Origin of the sequence: Mycolicibacterium llatzerense (assembly GCF_025331195.1) — a bacterium.
GTDB lineage: Bacteria > Actinomycetota > Actinomycetes > Mycobacteriales > Mycobacteriaceae > Mycobacterium > Mycobacterium llatzerense.
Genome location: NZ_LXOV01000012.1, coordinates 1,002,639 through 1,013,683 on the forward strand (window position 1 = coordinate 1,002,639; position 11,045 = coordinate 1,013,683).

An 11,045-nucleotide genomic window follows, 5' to 3' on the forward strand; every position below is an offset into this window, starting at 1 on the left:
TCAGCTTTCTGTGGTGGTGGTTTCGGTGGCGGCTTCGGCCTCGGTGCTGGTGGTCGCACCGGCGAGCAGTTCCTGCTCCCACTCGGCGAGCGGCTCGGCGCCTTCGGCCTCGGTCTTGGCACCCGAGCGGGCCTGCAGACCCTCGGCAACCGCGGAAGCGATCACCTTGGTCAGCAGCGCGGCGCTGCGGATGGCATCGTCGTTACCCGGGATCGGGTAGTTGACCTGGTCGGGGTCGCAGTTGGTGTCCAGGATCGCGAGGACCGGGATACCGAGCTTGATGGCCTCAGAAACGGCCAGGTGCTCCTTGTTGGTGTCGACGACCCAGATGGCCGACGGAACCTTCTGCATGTCCCGGATACCGCCGAGGCTGCGCTCGAGCTTGTTCTTCTCACGCGTCAGCATGAGGATTTCCTTCTTGGTGCGACCCTCGAAGCCACCGGTCTGCTCCATCGACTCGAGTTCCTTCAGGCGCTGCAGGCGCTTGTGGACGGTCGAGAAGTTGGTGAGCATGCCGCCCAGCCAGCGCTGGTTCACGTAGGGCATGCCGACGCGGGTGGCCTCGTCAGCGATGGACTCCTGGGCCTGCTTCTTGGTACCGACGAAGAGCACGGTGCCGCCGTGGGCAACGGTCTCCTTGACGAACTCGTACGCCTTGTCGATGTAGGTCAGCGTCTGCTGCAGGTCGATGATGTAGATGCCGTTGCGGTCGGTGAAGATGAACCGCTTCATCTTGGGGTTCCAGCGTCGGGTCTGGTGCCCGAAGTGCGCGCCGCTATCCAGCAGCTGCCGCATGGTCACTACGGCCATGGTTGTGCCTCACTTGTTTCGGTTGTCGTCCGGTATCGGGTGATGCCGGACCCTGACGCCTGCTGCGTGCCGGACCCAACTCGGTTGTCCGAGGTGGGACCGCCCGACATGCGATTGCGACCCGAGATCGAGCCGCTGTGCAGGCGCGCGAAGTCAACCCACGAATGCGGATTGCAGGGGGAAGTTTACACGCTTTGCAGGGTGCTCTTGTCCACAGAGCGCTGGTTATCCACAGATCCGGGTTCTCGGGCTACCGAAGCCGACGCCGAGGCGCTGAACTGGGGTGATGCGCATCGTCCTGCTGATCGGGATCGCCACGGTCTGCTCGACCGGCGTGGCGCGCGCCACCGACGGCCGATTGGACTGGCCGTTGCGGCCGCGGCCGGCCGTCGTGCGCACGTTCGACGCACCGCAACCCAATTGGCAGCGCGGGCATCGTGGCGTCGACCTGGCTGGTTCGGCGGGTCAGACGGTGTACGCGGCGGCTCCGGGCACGGTGGCGTTCGCCGGGGAGCTCGCGGGCCGGCCGGTGGTGTCGGTCGCGCATCCCGGCGGGCTGCGCACCAGCTATGAGCCGGTGCGTGCCGCGGTACGTCCCGGCGCCGTCGTCGCCGCTGGTAGTGCCCTCGGCACGCTGGTGGCCGGGCATCCCGGCTGCGCCAGCTGCCTGCACTGGGGCGCGATGTGGGGTGCGTCGTCCGATGCCGACTACGTCGATCCCCTCGGCCTGCTCGCCACCACCCCGATCCGCCTGAAGCCCCTCACCTCGCCGCGAACGTGAGCGTGTGTGCCAAAAATCGCGAATATTTCGCATACAAGCTCAGCTTCGGCGGGGAGTTACGCCCGGGGGTGGGCCTGGTCGTGCACGGCACGCAGCCGGGCCACTGTCACGTGCGTATAGAGCTGGGTGGTCGCGAGCGAAGAATGCCCCAGCAGCTCCTGGACCACGCGCAGGTCGGCGCCGCCCTCGAGCAGATGGGTGGCCGCGCTGTGGCGGAGGCCGTGCGGCCCGATGTCGGGGGCACCGTCCACTGCCGAGATCGTCTGGTGCACGACGGTCCGCGCCTGGCGCGGGTCGAGGCGTCGCCCCCGCGCCCCGAGCAGCAGCGCCGGGCCGGAGGTCGCGACCGCCAGCGCCGGGCGACCGTCGGACAGCCAGGCCCGCAGCGCATGAAAGGCCGGCTCACCGAAAGGCACGGTGCGCTGCTTGTCGCCTTTACCCAGGACGCGCAGCACGCGGCGGCTCTGGTCGACGTCGTCGATGTCCAGGCCGCACAGCTCGCTGACGCGGATACCGGTGGCGTACAGCATCTCGACGATCAGCCGGTCCCGCAGGGCCATCGGATCACCTTGCTCCGCACCGGAACTCGCCGCGGACATGGCGTCGACGGCCTGGTCTTGACGGAGGACGGCGGGCAGGGAACGACGGGCCTTGGGGGTTTGCAGCCGCACCGCCGGGTCGGTCTCGAGCAGGCCGCGTCGCACCGCCCAGGCGGTGAAGGTCTTCACCGCCGATGTCCGACGGGACAGCGTGGTCCGGGCCGCGCCGTTGCCGGCCTGTTCGGCGAGCCAGGACCGCAGTGTCATCAGGTCCAGGTCGCCGATGGCCGCGTCGTCGCCGAGGAATTCCCCCAGTGACCGCAGGTCGCCGAGGTAGGCGCGGCGGGTGTGCTCGGAACGGCCGCATTCGAGTTCGAGGTACTGATCGAACTCCGAGAGGACCGCCTGGTGCACTCCCCTACGGTCCCAGAACCGCTACCCCAGCGCCTGTCGCGCCACCCCTCAGTGGCCGAGCTGTGACCTCAGACGTCGACGCGGCGCAGCGCGTCCGGGGTCAAGTCCGCCAGTGAGCGGTAGCCGTCGATGGCCATGGTCAGGTCAGTCTCGGCCAGCAAGGACCGCAGCACGTGCACGACTCCGGCCGTGCCGGCCAGTGCCATGCCGTACGCGTATGGCCGGCCGATGCCGACGGCGGTCGCCCCCAGCGCCAGCGCCTTGACCACGTCGGCGCCGCTGCGGACGCCGGAGTCGAACAACACGGGCAAGCCGTCGGCGGCCGCGACCACGCCTGGCAGGCAGTCGATGGCCGGAATCCCACCGTTGGCCTGCCGGCCGCCGTGATTGGAGCAGTAGATGCCGTCGACCCCGGCGTCACGCACGCGCCGCGCATCGTCGGGATGACAGATGCCCTTGACCAACAGCGGAAGCTTCGTCAGCGACCGCAGCCAGGCCAGGTCGTCCCAGGTCAGGGAGTTGCCGAAATCCTGCACCCACTGCATCACCACGCCCTGCGGATTCTGCTCGGGCGGCGCGGGCAACTTGGCCCGGAAGACCGGGTCGCTGGTGTAGTTGGACAGGCAGTGGCCACGCAGCTGCGGGAAGTTGGCCGTCGACAGGTCGCGGGGGCGCCACCCGGGCACCCAGGTGTCGAGGGTCACTACGATGCCCTGGTAGCCGGCTGCTTCGGCCCGGCTGATGAGGCTGGCCGCCAGGTCCCGGTCTTTCGGGGTGTACAGCTGGAAAAAGCCTGGGGTGTCACCGAATTCGGCGGCGACGGCCTCCAACGGATCGCTGGTGAGCGTCGAGACCATCATCGGGACTCCGGTCTGTGCGGCGGCACGCGCGGCGTGCAGGTCACCGTGGCCGTCGCGGGCACAGATGCCCATGACGCCGATCGGCGCGAGGAACAGCGGCGAGGGCAGCTTCAGGCCGAACAGATCGACCGTCAGGTCGCGCTCGGTGGCCCCGACCAGCATGCGCGGCATGAGGCCCCAGCGGTCGAAGGCGCTGACGTTGACGCGCTGCGTCCGCTCGTCACCGGCGCCGCCCGCCACGTACGACCAGATCGACGGCGGCATCGCGGCCTTGGCGCGCTCCTCGAGTTCCGCGAACGAGATCGGCAGCGTTGGGACGACACCGCCCAGACCTTGCAGGTAGATCTCGAGTTGGTAGTCACCGAACGCCATCGGGCCCGCCCTTCTGTTGCAACTTCGGCTGAGAATCGCACATTAGCGTCGGCCCGCGCCTCGGCTTTCGGCTATGCCTCGGCTTCGGCCTTGGCCAGTTCAGCCTTCCACTGCCGGAACGTCTCTTCGGTGCGACCCCGGCGCCAGTAACCGGAGATGGATGCCCATTCGGCGCCGACGCCGCGCTCCTTGCGCAGGTACGGCCGCAGGTTGTGCATGACGGCCTGCGCCTCGCCGTGGACGAACACCTGAACCTGGCCGGGCAGCCAGTCAGCCGCCCGCACCGCTGCGACGAGTGGCGCGTTGTCGCCGGCCCGGTCGTCGGACACCAGATCGGCGCGGCCGCCGCGATGGATCCACTGGATCTTTACGCCCGCGGGCGCGGTCAGATCGAGCTCGTCGTCGGGTCCGTCGACCTCGATGAAGGCCTGGCCGATCGCGCTCGGCGGCAACGCTTCCAACGCGGTGGTCAGCGCCGGCAATCCGGCTTCGTCGCCGGCCAGCAGGTGCCAGTCGGCGGCCGGGTTCGGCGAGTAGGCCCCGTTGGGCCCCATGAGATACGCCGGGTCGCCGGGCGCCAACGACGCCGCCCACGGTCCGGCAACTCCGGTATCGCCGTGCACGACGAAGTCGACGGTGAGTTCGCGCTGCTCCACATCGACGCGCCGCACGGTGTAGGTCCGCACGGTCGGGCGCTGGTCCGCCGGCAGCTCCTCGAAGCTGTCCAGGGTCAGCGGCTGCGCCAGGCCAGCCACCTGTACACCCGCGGGCACGATGGCGAACTTGACGTAGGAATCGGTGAATTCCTTCGGACTGAAAGTGTCGAACCCGTTGCCGCCGAACACAACACGAATCATGTGCGGGGTCAGGCGCTGGGTGCGGAGAACTTCGAACGTATGAATCGGACGGCCTGCCACGCCTCGACTATACGAGCGGCGCGCCCGCAGTGGTGGGCTACCGAGCCAGCACCGCCGCGGTGAACTTGGGCTTCCAGTCCGAGGTCAGCAACGCACCGAAGTTGGATTCGAGGTCGTCGCGCTTGGTGGTGTCGGTGTCGCGCACCGCGAAGATGAACGCCGGTCCGCTCCAACCGGCGCCCGCCACGCCGGCCAGCACCTGCAGAATCTGACGCGCCTGTTCGTCCTGGCTGACGCCGCGGGCCTGCGGTGCGCACGTGGAGGCGCCGAGTTCGGTCATCCACACCTTCTTGTCGCCGTCGCCGTTGACGGTCATCAAGTCGTGCACGCGCACCAGATCCGACCAACCGTTGTCGCCGTCCTCGGCGATGCCGCCCGGGAAGACGTACGGATGCATCGCGGTGGCATCGAAGAACTTCCGTGCGCCGCTGGCGTACATGTCGGCGAGGAATTTCGTCGGTGCGTCCGGGCCGGTGGCGCGACTCAGCCCGGCGGCGATGACGGTGGCGTCAGGTTGAGCAGCTTTGATGGCGGGATAGGCCGCCTTGAGCAACTCGGTGTAGACGGCGGCCCGGTTGGTGGTGAACCCGAAGAACAGCGGCAGGTTCGGCTCGTTCCAGATCTCCCAGTTGGCGACCCGGTCGCCGTAGCGCTGCACGACGGCGGTGACGAAGGCGGCGTAGTCCGCCGGATTCACCGGTGGCGCACTGAAATACGAACCCGGAGCCCGCGCCCAGGTGGGACTGTAGGCGATCAGCCCGAGTACCTTCAGCCCCCGCTTCGTGGAGCCGTTCACCCAGTGATCGACGTAGTGCCAGTTGTATTGACCCTTGACGGGCTCGACGATGTGCCAGTCGATCAGCACCCGCATCCACTCCGCTCGGGTGCGGGCCACGGCGTCGAGTTCGCGGTCGGCGTCTGCGTCGCTCATCCAGGACTGAGGAGCGCCGACGCTGAAACCGTAACCGCCCTCCGGCGCCACCGGCGTCACTTGCGGCGATGGACGCACCCAGAGACAGCCGCCCGCCGTCAGCGCACCAGCCAGCCCGAAGACAACTGCGAGCCGACGAAATCGGCTGGTCACACGGCGGGCCATGACAGCAAACGTACCTGGCGAAATTCCTCATGCCGCCGATGTGCGGCACCCGACCACGCCCTGCCGGTCATCAGCTCTGGCCGTGAGCAACCTTTGTCGAATCGGCCTTGGCGGTCTTGTCAGCCGAAGCCGTCGTCGGCTTGATCCTGTTCTCGCGATGAGTGGACGTCGCCGACTTGGCGTTTACCGTGGCATCGGGCCGTGAAGCGTTGTTGGCGAGGGTCTTTGGCGATTCTGCCGTCGGGCCGGCCGCGGCAACTTGAGAAGAACCGTCGACCGCGACTTTCCCCGCGTCCGGCTCGATCGGGTGCGCGGGTGTTTTGGCGGCGCCGGCCGTGACTGTACCCAAAGGTGTTGCGCGGGACGCCGATACTTTCTTGGGTGCCGTCGGTGCGAGACGCGCAGCCGCCTTCACCGGCGCTGTGCCGACAGCAGCCGTGGAGGTGATGCCCGGGGGTTCGGTGGTCACGCCACTGGACCCGGGCGGCACGCTGATCGGATCGGCTTTTGCGGGCGGTCCTCCGAAGTTGCTTGCAATGGCACCGACCAGGTTGTTGACGGCGCCGACCGGGATGTTGATCAGGCCTGGAACGACATAACGAAGCGCGGCCACCGGACCTCCGGACCGGTACGCGTTGGATAGCCCCGTCACGAAGCGTTGGATCAAAGGAAATTCCAGTGTGAAACCTGTGCGAGTGAGTACGGAGTGGGTGACCAGCCACTGGTCGTTCACTTTTTCATAGTTGTCGGCGTAGTGACCGTAACCGTGGATCGTGACAAGGCCGGCGATGGACAGCCTGTCCTGCATCGTCCAGACGGCACTGGCAGTTGTATCGGACGTCAGGTCGATCTGCGGGTCATAACCTTGGTGGCGGGTGTTGATCGCACTGAGCGTGAGTGCGGTGAAGACGATGAACGAATCCCGATTGGGGAACAAGGGCCCGAGCGAGCCAGTGGTGTCCACCACCGCATCGGGGGCGAAGAGTTGACGCAGCGCAGCCCAGTTCTTTGTGTCGACATCATTGAAGTACGTCGCCTTGAGCAACTCCACTGCTGCCGTCTCAGCGGCCGGATCGGTAACGGCTGCGAGCGGCGATACGGACGACGCGGATGACGGCGCCGGACCCGCTGACGCGGCGTGGGCAATCGGGGCGCCCGCAGCACTGAGTGCAACGGCAGCTCCGAGCGCGATAGCGGCGCGCAACATCCGCCGTTCCCCCACCATGGTGCGGCAGCGTCCGGCCTGTTCGTCTTCGCGCATCGTTCGCTCTCCTTTGTGGGTAGAAACTCACCGACCGAACCGAGACCGGACCAACTCAAGTCTGCGCAGCTGAACCAAACTCGTTCTTTCCCAGCGCAGTTGCGGCCGAGGACAGGTCGATCCCAGATGCCAAACCAATTCGACTATTCGACCAATGAGTTTGATTATACGAAATATAGGCGAATCGACAGTGGACGTCAACGGCCGCCGAACCGCCCCTCACGGGGACACGACCGGTCAAGGAGGTTGCTTGACCGCGAACCACCCGCTCTTTAGTGTGTTGATTATACGGGCCTCAAGACACCGACTATTCGATGATCTTGAGCCTGGTCAATAAGTTGGGCGAACGCAGGGAGCGCGCATGAACAACATTGCCTCATCTCTATTTTGTTGCCACGCAGCGCAATCCAAGAGCGAGACGTCGATTCCAGCACGCACCGGCGTCGTCACCAACACCTACGGACAGATGACGAGCGATAAAAAGTGAACAGCGGCTCGTCGCAGAAAGTTCTGGTTATCGGCGCCAGTGGTTTTCTCGGATCACACGTCACCAGGGCCGCGGCGGCCAGCGGAGCTGACGTGCGGGTCATGCTGCGCCCTTCAAGCCTGACCCGTGGCATCGATGACATCGACGTCGAACGTCGTTATGGCGACATCTTCGACGATGTCGCGCTACGCGCCGCCATGTCCGACCGCGACGTCGTCTACTACTGCGTTGTCGATGCCAGGATGTGGTTACGCGATCCAGCGCCGTTGTATCGCACCAACGTCGACGGACTCCGCCACGTCCTTGACACTGCCGCGGAAGCCGAGTTGCGGAAGTTCGTATTCACCAGTACCACAGGAACATTGGCGGTCAGCTCGAATACGCTGGTTACCGAGGACGATCCGCACAACTGGACCGCAGGCGGCGCCTATCTCGAATCACGGCTGGCCGCCGAGCAACTCGTCTTCGACTACGCAAAAAACAGAGGACTGCCGGCCGTAGCGATGTGCATCTCCACAACCTACGGACCTGGTGATTGGCAGCCCACGCCACATGGCTCATTGATCGCCCGGGTTGCCGCGGGCGCTTTCCCTTTCTACTTCGACTTCGCCTCGGAGGTGGTCGGGATCGAGGACGCGGCACGCGCCATGCTGCTCGCCGCGGACCATGGCCGTGTCGGCCAGCGCTACATCGTTTCCGACCGTTACCTGCACACTCGCGATATCCATCGAATCGCCGCAGAGGCCGTCAACGCCAGGGTCCCGCGCATCAAACTCTCGTTGCCCCTGCTGTACGCCGCCGCCCACGCCAACGACCTCGCCGCGAACCTGCTGCGACGCGATCTTCCCTTCGCCGTGGCCGGAATACGGATGGCCGAATTCATGTCGCCGCTGGACCACGAAAAGGCCGAGCGTGAACTCGGCTGGACGCCACGGCCAGTCGAAGAGTCCATTGCCGCGGCGGCCCGCTTCTTTCGCGGCGCACGCTGAGCAGCCGAACCAATCCGGCGACGCCCGTCCAATTTTCCGTCAAGCGCGTTCGATCCCACCCACAAAGGAGAAAAACATGTATGTAGCTTCCTGCCGTTGGAGCCCGCCCGGTTCCGCGCGGCACCGAGTCTTGCGCGCAGCGCTGGGTTTGGGAACCGCGACAACGATGTTGTGCTGTGTCGACATGACGAACGCCAACGCCGACCCCTTGCCGCTTCCGAGTCTGTGCACCTACTCGACCCCCCAGTCGGACTCAGGCCCCGAGATCGATGCGATCAAGCAACTCAAGACAAACTATTTCGCCAATATCGACGCCAAGAACTGGGATACCTTGCGTAACCTGCTCGCTTCCAACGTCACCGTGGACACACTGTGCAGCGCCGGGCCGGTCTTCATCGACCGAGACTCGTTCATCTCTTTCCTGAAGCTCACACTGGGAGGCGCGAAGACTCACCACCAAGGTTCCGAACCGAGCATCCACCTGACCTCCCCGACGACCGCCGAGGGCCTGTGGACTTTGCAGGATGTGTTGATCTTCAGCGACACAGTGGGCGTGCATGGATACGGCCACTACAACGACAAGTACCAGAAGGTCAACGGCCAGTGGGTCGAAACATACTCCAAGCTGACCCGCACCCGCATCGATCTGATCAAGCCCGACGGCACCGTGATCCAGGCAAATGCTCCACTCGACCAGGTCGCGACGTTGGTCAAATCGGCTCTGGGGCAATAGCTTCGAGCAACTGCTTCGGTGAGTGGGCCCGGCCTGATCGTTGGCGCTTCTGCCATGGGTGGGGCCCACTCATTTCGGACTTATGCAGTGTGTGCACCGATAGTCGCAGCAGCCCGGCAAATCCTGCGACCTACTTGTTCAATCTTTCGCGACGTGAGATTGGTGAACGGGTGCACGGAGATGCTGTGCGTGACCCGATCCGAGTGGTCGAACACCGGCACGGAGATGGCACCAACATAATTGCGCTGACCACGCAGTCTCGCCGGATTCGCTGCTGCACCGGTCATTTCGAGCAGCACACTGTCAATATTGTCGCGCATCGAATCCGACAGCGCTTCGGTCTGAAGCTTCGTCATCACCGGGACTGCCGAGACCATTTCGGGACTCATGCTTTCTACGCTGAAGCCCTGGCGCACGGTGTCGTCGAGGAACTGTTCGAGGTGGACGCGAAACGCCCGACTGGCCACGCCACTGCGCTCAATCCAGGCGAGCCGCTCCTCGCGAGGTTCCCAGGCGGCGTAGGCCGGCCCGAATGGCGCCGCAAACGGCAGCCGATCGCCAACCGCGGCGTGCCACTGGTCGTCATGCCCGGTCGGTGCAGCGATGAAGGCCGTAATGGCAAGCTGATGTCCCATTCGCTCAGACACTGAGACGGCGTATCCGTACTCATCCGCCAGGGCTTGAGCAACGGCATGCGCAGCGTGCACGACGGACTGCGAATGATCGATCTGCTCGGCCAGCCGGGCGAGTGCCCCACCAACCGAAAATGTCTTGTCCACCGGGTCCCGGGTAACCCAGCCGGCGGCGACGAGCTCTTTCATGATCATGTGTGCGGTCGCCTGATTGAGGCCCAGTGCATTCACGATGTCGCTCAGCCGAGCAGGCACGTCACCGCGTTCGACGAGTAGTTCGACGATTTCGACGACCCGGCGGGTGGGTGGAGAGGAACCCGGCACGACATGCACTCCCTTGGAAAGTTGACTATGTGAATCCTAGCCGTCGGATATCCCGGCAGACCGTCAGTCCGCGGAGGTCACGCCGAAGGCGGTAGCGCGGGCAGCGGCTCGTTCGCGATCCGGTGCGCCTCGGTGGCGTCGATACCCAAGGCGCGCAAGACAAGTTCTGCAGTGGACGTGCCGGCCTCGCGCCACGTCTGATGCCCTTCCAGCACCATCCACATCGCACTGACCGTGGCGCCCAAAACCAGCGATGCCACGCTGTCGGCGCCGATATCCCCCAGTTGGTACCGACCCGCGGCCAGGCCGGCGTCGACGTCACTGCTCGGCGGGCCGGCCATCCACGTCCGCAAGGCCTCCTCGCTCAGGCCGAACTTGACAGCGAACCGGCCCAGCATGGGGTTTTCGTGCGCGTAGCGCACCCACATCCGAATTCCCGTGGCCAACCGGGCGGCCGAATCATCGATCGCCACGAAAGATGCCGACACCCGCCGGTGCAGATCCGCGGTGATCTCACCGACTACGCGATCGAACAGATCGTCCATCGAACCGACGTTTCGGTACAGCGTGCCGCGGGCCACGTTGGCCTCTTGAGCCAGCTCACTGATGCTGACCTGCGTGGTGCCCTTCTCGACGAAGAGCCGTACCGCCGCGGCCACAATCCGATCGTCAGTCGTGGTCATGGCGCCGCCCCTCCGAACCATCCTGCATCACCTGTTCAATCCACAACAGTAGCAGCCCCGTTTGTACAGCCTCTGATAATTCTGAACAAACCTGTTCAAGAAACACCCTTGACTTGTGTTGAACATATCTGTTCAATTCAGTACATA

12 protein-coding genes are annotated in these 11,045 nt (G+C 65.3%); 4 read left to right on the top strand and 8 right to left on the bottom strand.

The annotated features are described in order from the left end of the window. The gene (gene rpsB, locus A7G45_RS19750; protein ID WP_043393605.1) at positions 1-810 is read right to left on the bottom strand and encodes a 30S ribosomal protein S2; all 810 of its coding nucleotides are present in this window, start codon (positions 808-810) and stop codon (positions 1-3) included. Between the two features lie 286 nt (positions 811-1,096). Between rpsB and A7G45_RS19755 the strand changes: the two genes are divergently transcribed. Then, positions 1,097-1,591 (top strand): M23 family metallopeptidase, encoded by a 495-nt coding sequence (locus A7G45_RS19755; RefSeq protein WP_260939640.1) that lies wholly within the window; start codon positions 1,097-1,099, stop codon positions 1,589-1,591. Positions 1,592-1,647: 56 nt separating this feature from the next. Here the strand turns inward: A7G45_RS19755 and A7G45_RS19760 are convergent, their stop codons facing one another. The 5 genes from A7G45_RS19760 to A7G45_RS19780 all read right to left on the bottom strand — a co-directional run bounded on the left by A7G45_RS19760 (position 1,648) and on the right by A7G45_RS19780 (position 7,050). Beyond that, positions 1,648-2,544 carry a tyrosine recombinase XerC gene (locus tag A7G45_RS19760; protein ID WP_260939641.1) on the bottom strand — a complete coding sequence of 299 codons (897 nt, stop codon included), beginning with the start codon at positions 2,542-2,544 and terminating at the stop codon, positions 1,648-1,650. A gap of 68 nt (positions 2,545-2,612) precedes the next feature. After that, positions 2,613-3,776: a lactate 2-monooxygenase gene (locus A7G45_RS19765; RefSeq protein ID WP_043988357.1), complete on the bottom strand. Its 1,164-nt coding sequence runs from the start codon at positions 3,774-3,776 to the stop codon at positions 2,613-2,615. Positions 3,777-3,847: 71 nt separating this feature from the next. Further along, positions 3,848-4,693 carry a siderophore-interacting protein gene (locus A7G45_RS19770; RefSeq protein WP_043988358.1) on the bottom strand — a complete coding sequence of 282 codons (846 nt, stop codon included), beginning with the start codon at positions 4,691-4,693 and terminating at the stop codon, positions 3,848-3,850. Between the two features lie 37 nt (positions 4,694-4,730). Then, positions 4,731-5,789 (bottom strand): glycoside hydrolase 5 family protein, encoded by a 1,059-nt coding sequence (locus A7G45_RS19775; protein WP_260939647.1) that lies wholly within the window; start codon positions 5,787-5,789, stop codon positions 4,731-4,733. Between the two features lie 70 nt (positions 5,790-5,859). Continuing rightward, positions 5,860-7,050: a nuclear transport factor 2 family protein gene (locus tag A7G45_RS19780; RefSeq protein ID WP_260939649.1), complete on the bottom strand. Its 1,191-nt coding sequence runs from the start codon at positions 7,048-7,050 to the stop codon at positions 5,860-5,862. A gap of 361 nt (positions 7,051-7,411) precedes the next feature. Here A7G45_RS19780 and A7G45_RS19785 point away from each other — a divergent pair, with 361 nt between their 5' ends. From A7G45_RS19785 to A7G45_RS19795, 3 genes are all read left to right on the top strand, one after another. After that, the gene (locus A7G45_RS19785; protein ID WP_260939651.1) at positions 7,412-7,537 is read left to right on the top strand and encodes a hypothetical protein; all 126 of its coding nucleotides are present in this window, start codon (positions 7,412-7,414) and stop codon (positions 7,535-7,537) included. Continuing rightward, positions 7,534-8,526 (top strand): NAD-dependent epimerase/dehydratase family protein, encoded by a 993-nt coding sequence (locus A7G45_RS19790; protein WP_260939652.1) that lies wholly within the window; start codon positions 7,534-7,536, stop codon positions 8,524-8,526. The genes A7G45_RS19785 and A7G45_RS19790 overlap by 4 nt, the downstream gene beginning before the upstream one ends. Positions 8,527-8,710: 184 nt before the next feature. Next, a complete protein-coding gene (locus A7G45_RS19795) occupies positions 8,711-9,259 on the top strand; it encodes a nuclear transport factor 2 family protein (protein ID WP_051954737.1) in 549 nt (182 codons plus the stop codon). An 80-nt stretch (positions 9,260-9,339) separates the two neighbouring features. Here A7G45_RS19795 and A7G45_RS19800 read toward each other — a convergent pair whose 3' ends face one another. After that, positions 9,340-10,215 (bottom strand): helix-turn-helix domain-containing protein, encoded by an 876-nt coding sequence (locus tag A7G45_RS19800; protein WP_260939653.1) that lies wholly within the window; start codon positions 10,213-10,215, stop codon positions 9,340-9,342. A gap of 77 nt (positions 10,216-10,292) precedes the next feature. Next, positions 10,293-10,898, bottom strand: a complete 606-nt coding sequence (locus A7G45_RS19805; RefSeq protein WP_260939654.1) for a TetR/AcrR family transcriptional regulator — start codon at positions 10,896-10,898, stop codon at positions 10,293-10,295. Positions 10,899-11,045 lie beyond the last annotated feature (147 nt).

Bases quoted from the DNA above. Each gene is read 5' to 3' on its own strand.
- rpsB (WP_043393605.1), bottom strand. From the start codon at position 810: ATGGCCGTAGTGACCATGCGGCAGCTGCTGGATAGCGGCGCGCACTTC.
- A7G45_RS19755 (WP_260939640.1), top strand. From the start codon at position 1,097: ATGCGCATCGTCCTGCTGATCGGGATCGCCACGGTCTGCTCGACCGGC.
- A7G45_RS19765 (WP_043988357.1), bottom strand. From the start codon at position 3,776: ATGGCGTTCGGTGACTACCAACTCGAGATCTACCTGCAAGGTCTGGGC.
- A7G45_RS19775 (WP_260939647.1), bottom strand. From the start codon at position 5,789: ATGGCCCGCCGTGTGACCAGCCGATTTCGTCGGCTCGCAGTTGTCTTC.
- A7G45_RS19780 (WP_260939649.1), bottom strand. From the start codon at position 7,050: ATGCGCGAAGACGAACAGGCCGGACGCTGCCGCACCATGGTGGGGGAA.
- A7G45_RS19785 (WP_260939651.1), top strand. From the start codon at position 7,412: ATGAACAACATTGCCTCATCTCTATTTTGTTGCCACGCAGCGCAATCC.
- A7G45_RS19795 (WP_051954737.1), top strand. From the start codon at position 8,711: ATGACGAACGCCAACGCCGACCCCTTGCCGCTTCCGAGTCTGTGCACC.
- A7G45_RS19805 (WP_260939654.1), bottom strand. From the start codon at position 10,898: ATGACCACGACTGACGATCGGATTGTGGCCGCGGCGGTACGGCTCTTC.